The sequence below is a fragment of the Actinomadura meridiana genome (assembly GCF_039537545.1).
GTDB lineage: Bacteria > Actinomycetota > Actinomycetes > Streptosporangiales > Streptosporangiaceae > Spirillospora > Spirillospora meridiana.
In genome coordinates, this window is record NZ_BAABAS010000006.1 from 1,073,463 (window position 1) to 1,088,856 (window position 15,394).

Sequence of the window (15,394 nt, forward strand, 5' to 3'; positions counted from 1 at the left end):
ATACACTGACCACGCGCCGCGGGACGCAAATCCACGCGGCTGCGGGGCTATGGCGCAGTTGGTAGCGCGCCTCCATGGCATGGAGGAGGTCTGGGGTTCGAATCCCCATAGCTCCACTTGGGGGAGGTGTGCCCGCGGAGAGCGCGGGCCGGGTCTTCCCATCTACCCGGGGGACGACCCCCGGACCCCCGATGTGAGGGGCTCCGCCCCCCACGCCCCCCTGTGGCTGAGGTCCGTCGTCCTTCACCTGGCCCGCTTTGGCCAAGGTTCGTACTCGCTCGTCGGCTGGGGCCGACTTCGTGTGGGGCTTCGCCCCTTGCCCCCCGTGGTTGAGCCTTGTTGGTGTTTATGCGTCCGCTTCGGTTTGGGGTTCGTGCTTTGCTCGTCGGCTGGGGCCGAGTTCGGTGTGGGGCTTCGCCCCCTTGCTCCTTGTGGTGGAGCCTGGTTGGGGTTCGTGCTTGCTCGTGGGCCTGGGGCCGAGTTCGGTGTGGGGCGTCGCCCCCTTGCCCCCTCTGGCTGGGGTTCGTTGGATCTTCGCGGTCCGCTCTGGGTTGGGGGGTTAGGTGCGGTTTGCGTTTAGGTAGGTCAGGGCTGCCAGGACTCGGATGTTCAGGTGCGGGCGGCGTGGGTCGTTGGTTGGGGGTGTGCCCAGCTTGTTCGCGATTGTTGAGATGTGGTGTTCGGTGGTGCTGATCTTGGTGTTCAGGCGTTGGGCTATGCCCAGGTTGGAGTAGCCCTCGGCTATCAGGGCCAGGACTCTTAGTTCGGTGGGGGTCAGGCGGTCCAGGGGGTTTTCGGTGCGGCGGCGGGCCATGAGTTTGCTGATGATCTCGGGGTCTATGACGACGTCGCCTCGGACGATGCGGTGGCACGCCTCTACAAGTTCGTCCAGGTTGCCCAGTCGTTCCTTGCCCAGGTAGCCGATGGCTCTTGGGACGTCCTCGATGGTGAGAAGTCGTTCGGCGTAGGCGGGTTCCAAGAAGGCCGAGAACGCTAGTAGGGCGACGTCGGGGTATTGGGCGCGGGCCAGTTCGGCCAGGCGGAGTCCCTCGTCGTCGGCGGTGTCGGTGAGGCGGATGTCCAGGACCGCTAGGTCGGGGGCGGTCTCGTCTATGACACGCAGGGCTGAATCGGGTTCGGTGGCTCGGCCTACGACGTCTATGCCGCGGCTGCGTAGTGCGTCGGTGAGGAGGTCCAGGTAGAGGCCCTGGTTCTCGACGATGACGACCTTCATGGCTGCTCCGTGGTGTGGTGGCGGGGGATCTCTACGCGGAGCGTCGTTCCGCGTCCTGGGAGGCTTTCGAGGGTGACGGTGCCGCCTACTGCGTCGACGCGGTGGCGTAGGCCGGTCAGTCCGAGGCCCGTGGTGGGACGGTCGATGCCGTTCCCGTCGTCGCTGACGGTGGTGACGAGGCGGTCTCCGTCGGCGTGGATGTTGATGCGGGCGTGGGTGGCGGCTGAGTGCTTGTAGACGTTGGCCAGGGCTTCGCTGACCACGAAGTACGCGGTCATCTCGATGTGGTCGGGCCAGCGTTCCGGGGTGATCTCGAAGTCGACGGGGATTGGCGCCTGGTCGACGATGGTCGCGATGGCGGTGGCCAGGCCGTGTTTGTGCAGGACGGTCGGGTAGATGCCCTGGGTCAGTTCGCGAAGGGTGCGTAGGGCTGCGGTCAACTCGGTGTGGGCGAGGCTTACTGGCTCTGCTGAGGGGTCATGATTTTCGGTGAGTGTGCGCCGGACCTGGTCTAACAGCATCAGGACGGTCAGGAAGCCTTCCTGGGTTCCGTCGTGGAGATCGCGTTGGATGCGTTGACGTTCGTCGAAGGCGGTCTGCGCGAGGCGGAGGCGGGAGTCGCGGAGCTGTTCCAGGTGGGCCTGCATGCGGGCGTATAAGTGGGCGTTGTCGATTGCTAGGCCCGCTGCGGCTACTGCGGCGTTGGTCACCTTGGGTTGTTCGTCCAGGGCGACGTCATGGGTGATCGCCGCGATGATCTCGCCGCGGCGGCGTACCAGGGTGACCGAACGGCCTGGGCTGTTCGTCAGGTCGGCCGGTTGTCCGTCGATGCCTACGTATCCGCCGTCGGACAGGCGGTAGGCGACGGTGAGGGTGGGGTCGCCCAGGGTGCGGCTGAGGGTTTGTTGCAATGTGGCCGGTTCGGCCAGGACGGCCAGGTCGTGTCTGAGTGACAGCAGTAGTTCCACTACGCGTCGGTGACCAAATCTGAGTTGGACGCCGCGGATCGCGATGATCATCGGCACGATGAGGATGGCGACTACGGTGAACAGCCAGGCCAGGGCGAGGATGACGGAGTCCGGGGCGTGGAAGACGCTGACGGCCGCTTCGGCGATCTTGACCAGGGCGGCGACCGCGATTCCGCCCCAGACCGGGCCGGATGGGAGGAGTCGCACCGGGCTCGCCCGTCTGCGGCGTATGGCGAGTGCGACTGCTGTCAGGCCGATGACCAGGGCGGCGGCGCTGCCGATCGTGCCCCATTGGCTGCCGGGGGAGCCGATCTGCGGGCCCCACGGGGGACGCGGGTGGTCAACGTGGTAGCGGATCACCTGTGTGCCGATCGCGACCACGTACGACACCACGACGAAGGTCCGGGTGATTGGGTCGTCGAGGCGTCCCGAGGGCCATGCCAGGAGTACGTGTTCGGCGATCGCCGTCCACGCGTAGGCCAGGCAGAATCCGATGGTGAACAGTAGACCCCCTGTGGCGCGCAGGAACTGTAAGTAGTAGGTGGCGCTGCCCAGGACGATCAGTTGGCCGACCCGGGGCGACGGTAAGCGGATCCAGACCGCTATGCCCGCTGCCAGCATCACCGCGCCCGCCAGTCGGGGTGGGGCCTCCCGCCACCAGGACGGAGCGGCCACCGACCAGGAGACCGTCATCGTCCACACGGCGATCGCGGTCGCGGCGGCCGCGCCCAGTGCGGCCGAGATCATCCGGGGCGGGACACGCCTCGCCGCCACTGCTTCGGCCGCCAACTGATCCGCCCTTCGTCCGTCCCGTCCTATTCAGCACCCACGACGGCGCCGGGACGCAACCAAGGTTTCCCGACTGTGACGTCCAGGTCGCCCGGAGGCGCGGCGGCACCCGGGCCGCTGAGAATCGGAATCCATCGTCCAGCGGGATCTGGGAGCGTCATGAAGGTCATCTGTCGATTAGTGTCATTGGCCGCCCTTGTGGGGGCGAGCCTCTTCGGTTCCGGCGGCGCGGCGATGGCCGAACCGTGGGCGACCCCACGCTCGACCTGCGGATCGACGGTCTCCTCGACGGTGGATTCGAGTGGCAGTGGGGGAGGGCCATCGGCGCCCCATGGTTCACCGAAGGGCCCGACGCCAAGGGCGTCGACGTCAGGAACGGTCTCGCCAGGAGCGGGGTCAACAATGCCTGGATCCGCACCGGGAGCCAGAACTGGAACGCGATTCTCCAGACCATTCCGGTGGATCCGAACCGCGACTACGTCCTGCGCGGATTCGTCCGGACGTCGGGGCACGGAAACGGCGCCGATGTGAACACCGTCTTCTTCGGCGTCCGTCTCCCGGGCCAATGGCCGCCGGTTGAGCAGCACATCGGTCCGAGTCCTGCTGGCAGGTACCAGGAAGTCGTCCAGCCCTTCAATCCCGGCGACCGCACTTCTGTCACCGTCTTCTGCGGGTTCTGGGGAGTGGGCTCCGACGGGTGGATCCAGATCGACCAGCTCTCCGTGCTGGCGAGATGAGGCGATCATGAGCGAGTCCGGATTACGCGCCGACGTTCACGGGGATGTGCACGGACCGGTGGTCATGGGTGATCGGAACATCACCGTCACCGGTGGTCATGTGGCCTTCACCATGATGGGGCCGGGCGAGCGTCGGCCACGGCCACGGCTTCGCGAGGACGCGACGCTGCTGCCCCGGCGGCCACACAGTGTCGTCGGACGGGATCGGCAGCTAGACGTGCTGGCCGAGATGGTGCCGCGTGGTGGGGCGGTGCAGGTCCATGGTGACCCGGGGATCGGCAAGAGCACCCTGCTGAGGGAGGCCGCGCACCGTCTGTCCGCCCAGGGACGCAAAGTGGTGTACGTGCCCGCGACTGGGCTCGACGCCGGGGACGTCCTCCAAGAGGTGTTCGAGTCCTGTTACGACGCGCCCGGATACCGCCCGGGGCAGGGTGAATTGCGGCGGCTGTTGGGCAGGGTCGGGGTCTGTCTTCTGGTGGACGATCTGGACGTCCCGGAAGACGAACTCGAACGGGTGCTGGACACCGCTGCCGCCGCGACGGTGCTCTACACCGCGCGGGAGCGGGCCTCCCGGAGTGAAGGGCACGCGTTCCGCCTTGAGGGGTTCGGTCGGGACGACGCCTTCGCGCTCCTGGAGGAGAAGCTGCGGCGTCCGTTGTACGCGCGTGAGGTGACCACCGCCGACGCGCTCTGGCAGGCGAGCCGGGGTGCGCCGTTGCCGCTGGCCCGCGCGGCCGCTGTCGCCGATCGTCCCGACAAGGAACTGCCCAGACCGGCCGAGCTGGAGTCGCTGCTTCCGCTGGTCGTGGCGGGTCTTGATCCTGTGGAGCGGTACGTGGTCGCGGTGCTCGTGCTCGCGGGAGACGGTGGGGTCGACGGCCGGGCGCTCGCGGCGCTGGTGCCCGATGGCGCCGCTGCGCGTCTGCGGCTCGCCGCCCTCGGGGTGTTGGTGCCGACCGAGTCCGGGCATTGTCTGGCCCCGGACATGGCGCCGTTCGTCGACGCGTTGCGTCCCGGCCCGGCGGAGACGGCGGAGCTTGCCGGACGGTTTCGTGCCTGGCTGTCCGCCGCCGACCGGGTGCCCGCCGATGTCGCCGCGCACAGCGGACTCGTCGCCGGACTGGTTGACGCGCTGGCGGCGACCGGCCACGCGCGGGAGGGCGTCGCGCTGGCCCGCGGCGCTGCCCCGCGTGCCGCGCTGGCGCTGCGGATGGCCGCGTGGGGACGCATCCTCAACCGGGGGAAGGACGCGGCCGAAGGGTCGGGCGACCGGCGTGGGCTGGCCTACTTCACCCAGGAACTGGCCGTCCGGGACCTTCTCACCGGCCGTCTCGCGGCGGGCGCGGCCGGGTTCGCGGCGGCCGCCTTGCTCTGGCGTGCCCTCGGCGAACATGGCCGAGCGTCCGTCGCCGAGCAGACCGGGTCCCAGATCGGCCCCGGCCAGGTCGCCTCCGGTCCGGGTGGTGCGCCGGGCACTGGGGGAAGCGAATCGGTCGGTTCCGGGCAGGGGGGCCTGGACGGCTCGGGCGGCCATGGCGGGTCAGGCAGTCATGGCGGGTCGGGTGGCCATGGGGGGTCAGGTGGGCATGGCAGCCCGGACGGATCTGGTGGGCCCGGCGGATCTGGTGGGCTCGGTGGGTATACGGGGCTTGGGCTTACCGGGAAAGTCGTGTTGGGTGGCGGGTTGCTCGGGTTGGCGGCCGGTGGTGTGGCCTGGGGTTTTCGAGCCGCGGGGGCGGATACGGTGCCGGTCCATATTCGGGTGGAGAGCGGGATCATCAGTGTTCAGATGCCGGGTGAGCCCGAGGGGCGGTGTGTGCGGGGCGTCGGTAAGACGGACTGCACCACCGTGATCAAACCGAAGAAGGGCGAGCGTGGGCCCGTCACTGTCGAGCCCGACGGGCCGTTGCCGGACGGGGTGCGCTTCCTCTACTACGGCTGCGAGCAGGGCGGCGCGGCGGCGTCCTGCACGGTTCGCGCCGACAAGGAGAAGACCGTCTGCATCACCAGCACCAGTCGCAAGGACGCCGCCGCCAGGGATACCTGTGCACGCCTCACCGCCCAGCAGCCTGCGGGAGGTCGCGAATGGCCGTTCGCGGTGGAGTTGGCCACCGGATGGAAGGTGTCCGTCACCGGCGCTCCGGTGCAGTGTCCTCCCGAACGGAAGAAGGACGACCCTCCTGCGCGTGGCTGCGAGTTCAAGTTGGTGGAGGGGCAGAAGATCACGCTTACGGCGAAGCTCAGCGGCCCCGATCCCGACCCGATCGCCCGCGCCGGGGGGCGCGGGTTCGACCCGATCTGGTACGGGTGCGACGAGCCGGGGCCGCACCGGGTGACCTGCACTGTGACCATGAGCCGCGCGCGTGTTCAGGCGGCCGAGCGGCTGCGTTCCAACGGGATCGGGCCCGACTCCGTCAACCCGTTCTTCGCCTGCGTCACCACCTGGGACTTCTACGATTCCGGCGGCATGTCGGCCTGCACGCGGGCCGCCGGGGCCAAGCCGCCTTCCAAGCAGGAACAGCGACGCGCGAACGGAGTCGGCGAATGAAAGAAGACGCCGTGCCGGAGAAGCGCCAGTTGAACATCGGCGGCAATGTCCACGGTCCCGTCGTGTTCGGCGACAACAATGTCACCCACACCGCGCCCGTCCCGGCGCCCGTGGACGAGACCGAGTCCGTGGGGCCGCTCGGGGCCGAAGACCCTGCCCGGATCGGGCCGTTCCGGTTGGCGGGGTGGCTCGGTGAGGGCGCGATGGGACGGGTCTACCTTGGCCGCACCGGCGGCGGACGGCCGGTCGCGGTGAAGGTCGTCCGGCCGGAGATGGCCCGGCGGCCCGGGTTCCGGGAGCGGTTCGCCCGCGAGGTGGATGCGGCGCGACGGGTCGGCGGATTCCACACCGCGCAGGTCGTCGACGCCGATCCGGGCGCCGCCGCGCCCTGGGTCGCGTCCGCCTACATCAAAGGCCCTTCCCTGGAACGGACTATCACCGATCACGGGCCACTTTCCGAGGGACGAGTACGCCTTCTGGGATCGGGTCTGGCAGAGGGGCTGGCCGCCATTCACGACTGTGGACTCGTCCACCGCGACCTCAAACCGTCCAACATCCTTATGGCCGAAGATGGACCCCGCGTCATCGACTTCGGGATCGCGCGATTCGCGGACGGTACGAGACTCACCGACCCGGGTGTCCTTATCGGGACACCCGCCTACATGTCTCCAGAACAGGCGAGCGGCGCGCGGGTCGGATCCGCGAGTGACGTGTTCTCACTGGGAACGGTCCTCGCCTATGCCTCACTCGGCGCGAACCCCTTCGGCGAGGGAGGTCCGGAAGAGGTGATGGCCCGCATTCGTGCCGGTGACGCCGACCTCGCCGGGCTTCCGAGCGCGACGCGGCAGGTCGTCGCGGCGTGTCTGGCGGCCCGCCCCGGCGATCGTCCCGCCGCTCACGACCTCGTGCGGGTGTTCGACTGACGAACTCGTGCGCGGTCCCCGGCTTCGTTATTTGTCGCCGATTTCGGGCCCCTGTTCGGCGATGGGTGGGCGCCGTCGGGCGCTTTCTTGCGGGGGACGGCCCATTACCGGGGCCGGGAAATGATTTCATGCCTGGTATGGGAAGACACCGCAGGGGGGCGCGCGAGGTCACGGTGGCCGACCTCATCGACGAGTTGCGCAGGTACGAGCCGGGGATGGAGGTGCGGTTGGCGATCCAGCCGCGGATGCCGCAGGAGCACGGGATCGGTCCGGTCGCGGAGGCCGACGGGATCGTGTGGATCGGGGACGGGGGGGCGCGCGGCTACGCGCCCGAGGAGGTCCGCGAGAGCCTCGGTTGGCTCTGACCGCTCCCAGCGTGCACTAAGCTTTACTCCGACCGAGGGGCTATGGCGCAGTTGGTAGCGCGCCTCCATGGCATGGAGGAGGTCTGGGGTTCGAATCCCCATAGCTCCACGGATCTGGTGGAAGGGGCGTGCCCGTGTGGGCACGCCCCTTCTTCGTCGTTCTGGGGACCCGTGTCCTGACTCCGCCGTTGTCGTAGTGTCGGGCGGATCACGGAGAAAGGACGCCGTTGTGCAGGACGAGTCAGCCGATGCCCCCGGGCTCGATGTCACGGTCCCGAACGTCGCGCGCATCTACGATTACTTCTTAGGCGGGAAGGACAACTACGGTCCCGACCGGGAGCGGTGCACCCGGACGCGAGGGTCGTGTACGTCGACAACGACCCGCTGGTCTGCGCGCACGCGCGGGCCCTGATGGTCGACCGTGAGCTGGTCGACATCGTCGAGGGCGACGTCCGCGACGTGGACGGCGTCCTCGGTCATCCCACGACGCGGCGCCTCATCGACGTCGACGAACCGTTCGCCGTGCTCCTGGTCGCCCTTCTGCATTTCGTCAGTGACGCCGACGACCCGTGGGGCCTTGTCCGGCGGCTCTATGACGCGCTCCCACAGGGCGGCTATCTGGTGCTCTCCCATGTGAGCCACGAAGGGGCTTTGCGGCGGATGCCGCAGGTCGTGCGCGAGAACGAGCAGATATACGAGAACAGCAACGCTTCCCTCTTCATGCGCACTGTCGCGGACATCACCCGCCTCTTCGACGGCATGCCGCTCGTCGAACCGGGGCTCGTGTTCGTCCAGGAATGGGGGCAGGAGGCGCCCGGCAACCTGCCGGACGCCATTCGCGACGCCTGGCTGGGCGGGGTCGCCCGTAAGTGACGGCCATTCCCTCTCAGGCCGTGTAGCGAAGGACGGCGCCCACCTGGAGGTCCGCCTCGGGTGGCAGGACGACCAGTTCGCCGTCGGTCGCGGCCGCCGCCCTGACCAGCGCGGCGCCCGCCGGGGCACGCTGCGGGGACGTCACGCCGAACTCGTCGCGCAGCTCGTCCGGCGTCATGGCGATCTGGCCGGGCTCGGGGCCGACCCACAGCCGCTCGTCGGAGTCGGGGGCGTCCTCCAGCAGGAGCGTCTCGACCTGGCCCTGGCGGACCGCCTCGGTGGTGGCCACCATCCCGGAGACGGCCCGCTGGCCGTTGGCGAGTTCCCGTTCGAAGCGTTCGGCGACCGTCATCACCCGCTCGGCGGTTTTGAGGCGCAGGATGCGACGGAGTTCGGCGCCCAGGTCGGGATCGTTGACGGTGGTGTTCTTGTCGGTCTCGACGGTGTGCTCCAGGACGTTGTCCGACACCTCGTCCAGCACGGCCGTTCGGACGCGGGTGTCACCGGCGATCACGATGGCCTCGGCGCCGCAACGGTCGGCGGCACGGTCGATCTCGTGGGCGACCTTCTTGGCGTTCGTCTTCCACACGTTCTCCGACGAGCGCTGGAACCTTGACTGGTTCCAGTCGCCCGCCTTCGTCTTGCGGATCGGATAGTCCTCGTCCCCCTGGACGTCGATGTGCCGGTGCCCGCCCTCGGCGGTGACGTAGTCGATCTCGCCCCCGCGGCGATCGACGACGGCCACGAGGTGCGGGAAACGCTCGCCGCGTTCGGCCAGGTAGGGCAGGACATCTGGGAGCGGGGCCACGGTCGCGCGGGCGGTGCGGGGCGGGCCGGGGAGCCGGTCGACGTACACCACCTCGCCGTCCGCCGCGAAGATCACCAGCCCTTCGGAGCGGCGCGCCATGGTCTCCTCGTCGATGGTCTGCTCGATCGCGCGGATCGTGGCCTTCGGGGCGTCCCGCGCCTCCAGGTCCGCGCGCAGCGCCCGCCACCGTAGCTCCACGGCCTTGAGCGCGTCCTCAGTCGTCCGGGTGAGATCGGCGTACACCGAGGCGAACGGCCCCGGCCGTTGGTACAGCGTCTTGAGGAATGACAGCTCCATGGGAGCGCCGTACCCATCGCCTCTGGGGCAAACGTAAAGAACGTGACGATTGGGACGAGTCACCGCGCCACGGGGTGATCAGGGCCGCCCACCCGGCCCGCGCGGTCCATTCATCGGCGACAATGGCACCCGGAAAGGGGATCTGTGCGAATCGGCATCCTGGGCCCGCTGCACGTGCGGGACGAGGCCGCCCGGCCCGTGGCGGTCAGCGGCCCGCGGCTGCGCGCCCTGCTGGTCCGGCTCGCCATCGAGGCGGGCCGACCGGTGTCGGCCGAGCGGCTGCTGGACGACCTGTGGGACGGCGACCCGCCCGCGGGCGGCGGGAACGCGCTCCAGGCGCTCGTCTCGCGGCTGCGCGGCGTCGCCGGACGCGACCTCGTCGAGCACGGCCCCGCCGGCTACCGGCTCGGCATCGACCCCGCGCAGGTCGACGCGGTCGCCTTCGAACGCGGCGTCGTCGCCGCCCGAGGCGAGAGCGACCCCGCCCACCGCGCGGACCGGCTCCGGGCCGCGCTCAGCCTGTGGCGCGGCCCCGCCCTCACCGACGTCGGCGACGCCGAGTTCGCCATCGGGACGATCGCCCGGCTCGACGAGCTGCGACTCGCCGCCGTCGAGGACCGCGTCGACGCCGAACTCGCCGCCGGGCTGCCCGGCCCCCCGGTCGCCGAACTCGAACCCCTCGCCGCAGCTAACCCGCTTCGCGAACGGCTCCGCGGCCACCTCATGCGCGCCCTCTACGCCGCCGGACGGCAGGCCGAGGCCCTGGAGGTCTTCGACGAGACCCGCCGCGCCCTCGCCGACCGGCTCGGCGTCGACCCGTCGCCCGAACTGTCCGCCGTCCACCTGGAGATCCTGCGCCGCGACGCCCCGGCCGCCGAGCCGCCGCTCCTCCCGCAGCCCCCGCTTCTCCCGCAGCCGCAGCCACCGGACGTCCCCGCGCCCCCGCGCACCAACCTGACCGCCCAGCTCACCAGCTTCGTCGGACGGGAGGAGGAGTCCCGCCGCGTCGGCAAACTCCTGCGCGAGACCAGGCTCGTCACCCTCATGGGCCCCGGCGGCGCGGGCAAGACGCGCCTCGCCGGAGAGAGCGCCGCCGCGCTCGTCGACGAGATGCCGGACGGCGTCTGGTTCGTGCCGCTCGCCCCCGTCAGCGACCAGGGCGACGTCGTGCAGGCCGTGCTCGCCGCGCTGCGCGTGCCCGACTCCGTCCGCGCCACCGAGGCCCTCGTGGTCTCCCGGCCCCTCGACCGGCTCAGCGACTTCCTCGCCGGAAAGCGGATGGTCGTCGTCCTCGACAACTGCGAACACGTCCTCGACGCGGCCGCGCGGCTCGCCGGGCACGTCCTCGAACAGGCGCCGGGCGTGCGGATCCTCGTCACCAGCCGCGAACCCCTCGGCATCACCGGCGAGTCGCTGTGCCCGGTGCCGTCCCTCCCGCTGCCGGACGACGACGTCACCGACCCCGCGGGCGCGCTCGGCTACGCCTCGATCCGGCTCTTCGCCGACCGGGCCGCCGCCGTCCGCCCCGGCTTCGCCATCGACGCCGACACCGTCGCCGACACCGTCGCGATCTGCCGCGCCCTCGACGGCATCCCGCTCGCCATCGAACTGGCCGCCGCCCGGCTGCGCTCCCTCACCACCGGCCAGATCGCGGCGCGCCTCGGCGACCGGTTCCGCCTCCTCACCGGCGGCAGCCGCACCGCGCTGCCCAGACACCGCACCCTGCGCGCCGTCGTCGACTGGAGCTGGGACCTGCTCGACGACGTCGAACGCACCGTCCTGCGCCGCCTGTCGGTGTTCGCGGGCGGCGCCGCGCCCGACGCCGCCATCCACGTGTGCTCCCTCGAAGCACCCGGCGCGCCCGAACCCCACGACGTCATCGACGTGATCGCCGCGCTGATCGACAAGTCGCTGGTGATGGCGGACGGCGACAACGACGTCCGCTACCGGCTGCTCGAAACAGTCCGCGTCTACGCGGGGGAGCGGCTGGAGGATTCCGGCGAGGCCGGACGAGTCCGTTCCGCGTTGGTCGCCCACCTGGTCGACCTCGCCGAACGCGCCGAACCCGAGCTGCGCCGCTCCGACCAACTCCGCTGGGCCGAACGGCTCGCCGACGAACGCGGCAACGTCACAGTCGCGTTCCGGCACATCATCGACACCGGCGACCGTGAGATGGGGCTGCGGCTCGCGGCGTCGCTCGTGTGGTTCTGGGTCCTGCGCGACCTGGAGATCGAGGCCGGCCACTGGGCCGTCGGCATCCGCGACATGGTCGGCGACGCCGTCCCGCCCGGCCTGGAGGAGCAGTACGCCCTGTGCGTCGTCTCGGCGGGCCTCATCACGCAGATGACCGGCGACATCGGGCCGGAGCCGGTGGCGATGAGCGAGCTCTTCGACGTCGTCGCGCGGGTCACCCCCGGACGGCCCGCGCACCCCATCCTCGCCCTCATGGAACCGGCGTCCAGCATGTTCAGCGGGGACGACGAGGAGATCCGGCGGCGCCTGCGCGTCCTTGACGACCACCCCGACCCGTGGGTCCGCGCGATCTCCCACGTCCTCCTCGGCCACCTCGGCCTGAACGTCGGACGAATCGACGAGCCCGCCGTCGAGACCGCCGAGGGATACCGGCGTTTCCGCGAACTCGGCGACCGCTTCGGGATGATCCTCGGACTCGCCGGGATGATGCAGGTCGCCATCGCCCGCGGCGAGCACGCCGAAGCCGTCCGGTACGGCGAGGAGGCCTACGGCTACGCGACCGGCGGCGTCAGCCCCGAACAGGGCGCGGGGATCCTCATCGCGCTCGCGCAGGCCCACTCGCTGCTTGGCGACGCCACACGGGCACGGGACGAAGCCACGCTCGCCATGACGCAGATGGACCGCATCGGCGAATTCGTCGAAGCCGCCAGGGCCTCGCTCCTGCTGTGCGAGCTGGCCCTGCTGGAGGGCGACCGCGAGGCCGCCCTCCAGCACGCCGACCGCGCCCACAAATGGATCGAGCCACGCCAGCACCGTCCCGACTTCGCGCAGGTCGTCCGTTGCACCCACGGCCGCCTCGGCTCCCTGGCCGAGGAGGACGGCGACCTGGACGCGGCCCTCGCCTGGCACGTCCGCGCGTTCACCGACCTCAAGGACGACGCCCTGATGGGCAACCAGTGCCTCGCCACCCTCGCCGAGGGCCTCGCCGCCTTCGCCGCCGCGCGCGGCGCCCCCGTCCGCTCCGCCGAACTGCTCGGCACCGCACACAACCTGCGCGGATACCGCGGCGAGGGCTGCTACGACGTCCGCCGGGCCGTCGCCGCCGGAACCGACGCCCTCGGGCACGACGCCTTCACCGCCGCCTACGACCGCGGCCTCCGCGTCACCCGGAAGGACTTCTTCGCGGCGGGAGTCGACCTCGTCCACTCCACCTCGCCTGCCTGACCCACACCTCATGGCCGGAACCGGCCTCCCGCTGAACAGCCGACGGGGCGCGTCGGCCCGGACCTCCAGGCCGACGCGCCTCCCGTCGCGGCGAACCTCAGGCCCTCCGCGAGTACATCCGCATCGCCAGCGGGAACGTGACGACCACGATCCCCGCCGCCCACGCGAGCGTGTACCAGACGTGGTTCCCGACATCTCCGCCGACCATCAGCGCGCGCAGCGACTCCGCCAGATGCGTCACCGGGTTGACCTTCGTCCACGCCTCCAACCAGCCCGGCATCGTGGACGTGTCCGGCACGAGGATGCTGCTGCCGAACGTCAACGGCATCACCCAGATGAACGCCAGCCCCTGGACGGTGTCCGGCGAAGGCGCCACGAGACCCACCAGAACGGAGATCCAGCACACCGCCAGGTAGAACACGTACGCGAGAGCGAACCCGGCCAACACCGACAGCGGATCGGTATGGAATCGGAACCCCAGCGCGGATCCGAACCCGACCAGAACGGCCATGACCGTGACGAACCTGGCCGTGTCCCCGAGAACCGACCCGATCAGCGGCGCGGAACGGGCGATCGGAAGGCTGCGGAACCGGTCGAACACACCCTTGTGGATGTCCTCGTTCAACGCCGTCCCGAGACCCATCGTGGCGAACATCGCCATCTGCGCGATCAGCCCCGGCAACAACTGCTGCAAGTACGACTTGGTGTCGCCCGCCACCGCCCCGCCGAACACGTACAGGAACAGCAACAGGAACACGATCGGCATCAGCGTGGTGTCCAGCAGCTTCTCCGGAGAGTGTTTCAACTGCGAGATGTTGCGCCAAGCCAACGTCAGGCCATGACGCAGCGTTCGCTGCGGGCTGATGCGCGCGGGCGGCGGCTCCGCCGACCGGCGAGTGCCAACGGTGATCGCGGTCATGCCACGCTCCCTTCCGGGACGAGTTCGGTGGTGGACTCTTCGGCGAGGTGACCCGTCAGTGTGAGGAACACCTCGTCCAGGCTCGGCAGCCGCAGCGCCAGCTCCGCCGCGACGATGGACGCGTCGTCCAGGCGCCGCACCAGCGCCGACAAGAGCTGCGGATCGCGCACCGGCGCGGTGACCAGCCCGCTCGACTCCAGCACCTCGGGCTGCTCCCCGGTCAGCTCCGCGACGATCGAGGCGAGCTGCGCGGTACGGAACGACTCCGACGCCCGCACCGCGAGGGTCTGGCTGCCGATCCGGCCCTTCAGATCGTCGGACGTGCCCTCCGCGATCACCTGGCCGTGGTCGAACACCGCGATACGGTCGGCGAGCGCGTCGGCCTCGTCCAGATACTGCGTGGTCAGCAGCACCGTCGCCCCCTCGGCGACGACACCGCGGACTGTGTCCCACACCTCGTTACGGGCCCGCGGGTCCAGCCCCGTCGTCGGCTCGTCGAGGTAGATGATGTCGGGACTGTTGATGAGGCTGGCCGCCAGGTCGAGCCGCCGCCGCATCCCACCCGAGTACGTCTTGACGGCCCGCGACCCCGCGTCGGTGAGCCGGAACCGGTCCAGCAGCTCCCGCGCTCGGGCCTTCGCGTCGCGCCTGCCGAAGTCCAGCAGCCGGGCGATCATCACCAGGTTCTCGGTGCCGGTCAACTCCTCGTCGACCGAGGCGTACTGCCCGGTCAGCCCGATCATCGCCCGCACCCGGACCGCGTCCTTCACGACGTCGTAGCCGCAGACCTCCGCGCGCCCGGCGTCCGGCTTGAGCAGCGTCGCCAGCACCCGGACGGCCGTGGTCTTACCGGCGCCGTTTGGGCCCAGCACCCCGAGAACCGTCCCTCGTCGCACCGAGATGTCGACACCGTCCAGGGCCTTGGTGTCCCCGAAGTGTTTACGCAGCCCCTCGGCGCGAATCACGTCATCCATCGATTCGCCTTTCGCATGTCTTCGTTCTGACATCCACAACCGTCGCGGACCGCGCTGACACGGCCCCGACATCGCCCGCATCAGCGCTGACATCACGCTGATACGCCACTGACGCCGTCCGCCTGAACCGTCCGTGACCAGGCGGTATCCACGTCGAAACCGGGGAGTGGACGCGCCGATTTGACGGGCCGTCCGGGTCTGCCTAATCTTTTGCCTGCCCCGAGGGATGCGGGACGCCGGAAGGCGGACGGCCCAGGGGTGAAGCCAACAGAGGAAAACCGGTTCGCAGCTTGCTCCGAGCCGGGGTAATCTGGAAAGGCAAGCCCAGCCGGAGTGCAGGACGCCGTAAGGCGGCCGACCCGCAGGGCGCCCCCCACGAGCTGATCTTTGGTAGGTTTTCGCGGCCTGCCGGGTGTTGGTGTGGGGACCTGGTTCGCTTCCGTCCGTCAAAAAGATCTTCCCGGATCCTCTTGACAACAGCGGCGAATCGGGTAAGTTAGAAGGGTTGCCCCGAAGCCAGGGACGCGGAAGCGGGTCTGGTC

Annotated in this window: 12 protein-coding genes and 2 tRNA genes; 9 read left to right on the forward strand and 5 right to left on the reverse strand. The window is 70.0% G+C overall.

The genetic code is table 11. The features are described from left to right. Positions 1–43 precede the first annotated feature (43 nt). A tRNA-Ala gene (locus tag ABD808_RS17835) sits at positions 44–116 on the forward strand. A gap of 443 nt (positions 117–559) precedes the next feature. Here the strand turns inward: ABD808_RS17835 and ABD808_RS17840 are convergent. Together ABD808_RS17840 and ABD808_RS17845 are read right to left on the reverse strand one after the other, a co-directional pair. Beyond that, complete coding sequence (locus ABD808_RS17840; RefSeq protein WP_344897883.1) at positions 560–1,234, reverse strand: response regulator transcription factor; 675 nt, start codon at positions 1,232–1,234, stop codon at positions 560–562. Beyond that, complete coding sequence (locus tag ABD808_RS17845) at positions 1,231–2,949, reverse strand: sensor histidine kinase (protein ID WP_344897886.1); 1,719 nt, start codon at positions 2,947–2,949, stop codon at positions 1,231–1,233. The genes ABD808_RS17840 and ABD808_RS17845 overlap by 4 nt, the downstream gene beginning before the upstream one ends. 287 nt (positions 2,950–3,236) lie before the next feature. On the opposite strand from ABD808_RS17845, the gene ABD808_RS17850 reads away from it, so the two are divergent. The 7 genes from ABD808_RS17850 to ABD808_RS17880 all read left to right on the forward strand — a co-directional run bounded on the left by ABD808_RS17850 (position 3,237) and on the right by ABD808_RS17880 (position 8,437). Next, entirely contained in the window at positions 3,237–3,728 is a 492-nt protein-coding gene (locus ABD808_RS17850; RefSeq protein ID WP_344897889.1) for a hypothetical protein, read from the forward strand. Positions 3,729–3,735: 7 nt separating this feature from the next. After that, positions 3,736–6,276: an ATP-binding protein gene (locus ABD808_RS17855; RefSeq protein ID WP_344897892.1), complete on the forward strand. Its 2,541-nt coding sequence runs from the start codon at positions 3,736–3,738 to the stop codon at positions 6,274–6,276. Next, positions 6,273–7,199, forward strand: a complete 927-nt coding sequence (locus ABD808_RS17860) for a serine/threonine-protein kinase (RefSeq protein WP_344897895.1) — start codon at positions 6,273–6,275, stop codon at positions 7,197–7,199. The genes ABD808_RS17855 and ABD808_RS17860 overlap by 4 nt, the downstream gene beginning before the upstream one ends. Positions 7,200–7,336: 137 nt before the next feature. Continuing rightward, on the forward strand, positions 7,337–7,564 hold the full coding sequence (locus ABD808_RS17865; protein WP_344897898.1) for a hypothetical protein: 228 nt from the start codon (positions 7,337–7,339) through the stop codon (positions 7,562–7,564). 36 nt (positions 7,565–7,600) lie between these two features. Next, positions 7,601–7,673, forward strand: a tRNA-Ala gene (locus tag ABD808_RS17870). Next, the gene (locus ABD808_RS17875) at positions 7,632–7,976 is read left to right on the forward strand and encodes an SAM-dependent methyltransferase (RefSeq protein WP_344897995.1); all 345 of its coding nucleotides are present in this window, start codon (positions 7,632–7,634) and stop codon (positions 7,974–7,976) included. Before ABD808_RS17870 ends, ABD808_RS17875 begins: the two co-directional genes overlap by 42 nt. Beyond that, positions 7,907–8,437 (forward strand): SAM-dependent methyltransferase, encoded by a 531-nt coding sequence (locus tag ABD808_RS17880; RefSeq protein WP_344897901.1) that lies wholly within the window; start codon positions 7,907–7,909, stop codon positions 8,435–8,437. Before ABD808_RS17875 ends, ABD808_RS17880 begins: the two co-directional genes overlap by 70 nt. Positions 8,438–8,450: 13 nt before the next feature. On the opposite strand, the gene ABD808_RS17885 is transcribed toward ABD808_RS17880, so the two are convergent. Beyond that, on the reverse strand, positions 8,451–9,542 hold the full coding sequence (locus tag ABD808_RS17885; RefSeq protein ID WP_344897904.1) for a baeRF2 domain-containing protein: 1,092 nt from the start codon (positions 9,540–9,542) through the stop codon (positions 8,451–8,453). A 144-nt stretch (positions 9,543–9,686) separates the two neighbouring features. Between ABD808_RS17885 and ABD808_RS17890 the strand changes: the two genes are divergently transcribed. Continuing rightward, positions 9,687–12,959: an AfsR/SARP family transcriptional regulator gene (locus ABD808_RS17890; protein WP_344897907.1), complete on the forward strand. Its 3,273-nt coding sequence runs from the start codon at positions 9,687–9,689 to the stop codon at positions 12,957–12,959. Positions 12,960–13,056: 97 nt separating this feature from the next. On the opposite strand, the gene ABD808_RS17895 is transcribed toward ABD808_RS17890, so the two are convergent. Then, on the reverse strand, positions 13,057–13,878 hold the full coding sequence (locus ABD808_RS17895) for an ABC transporter permease (protein ID WP_344897910.1): 822 nt from the start codon (positions 13,876–13,878) through the stop codon (positions 13,057–13,059). After that, the gene (locus ABD808_RS17900; protein WP_344897913.1) at positions 13,875–14,852 is read right to left on the reverse strand and encodes an ATP-binding cassette domain-containing protein; all 978 of its coding nucleotides are present in this window, start codon (positions 14,850–14,852) and stop codon (positions 13,875–13,877) included. Before ABD808_RS17900 ends, ABD808_RS17895 begins: the two co-directional genes overlap by 4 nt. Positions 14,853–15,394: the final 542 nt, after the last annotated feature.

What these genes read in the sequence shown, in the direction of transcription:
- ABD808_RS17840 (WP_344897883.1), bottom strand. Translation starts at nt 1,234, where the DNA reads ATGAAGGTCGTCATCGTCGAGAACCAGGGCCTCTACCTGGACCTCCTC.
- ABD808_RS17845 (WP_344897886.1), bottom strand. Translation starts at nt 2,949, where the DNA reads ATGATCTCGGCCGCACTGGGCGCGGCCGCCGCGACCGCGATCGCCGTG.
- ABD808_RS17855 (WP_344897892.1), top strand. Translation starts at nt 3,736, where the DNA reads ATGAGCGAGTCCGGATTACGCGCCGACGTTCACGGGGATGTGCACGGA.
- ABD808_RS17860 (WP_344897895.1), top strand. Translation starts at nt 6,273, where the DNA reads ATGAAAGAAGACGCCGTGCCGGAGAAGCGCCAGTTGAACATCGGCGGC.
- ABD808_RS17865 (WP_344897898.1), top strand. Translation starts at nt 7,337, where the DNA reads ATGGGAAGACACCGCAGGGGGGCGCGCGAGGTCACGGTGGCCGACCTC.
- ABD808_RS17875 (WP_344897995.1), top strand. Translation starts at nt 7,632, where the DNA reads ATGGCATGGAGGAGGTCTGGGGTTCGAATCCCCATAGCTCCACGGATC.
- ABD808_RS17885 (WP_344897904.1), bottom strand. Translation starts at nt 9,542, where the DNA reads ATGGAGCTGTCATTCCTCAAGACGCTGTACCAACGGCCGGGGCCGTTC.
- ABD808_RS17895 (WP_344897910.1), bottom strand. Translation starts at nt 13,878, where the DNA reads ATGACCGCGATCACCGTTGGCACTCGCCGGTCGGCGGAGCCGCCGCCC.
- ABD808_RS17900 (WP_344897913.1), bottom strand. Translation starts at nt 14,852, where the DNA reads ATGGATGACGTGATTCGCGCCGAGGGGCTGCGTAAACACTTCGGGGAC.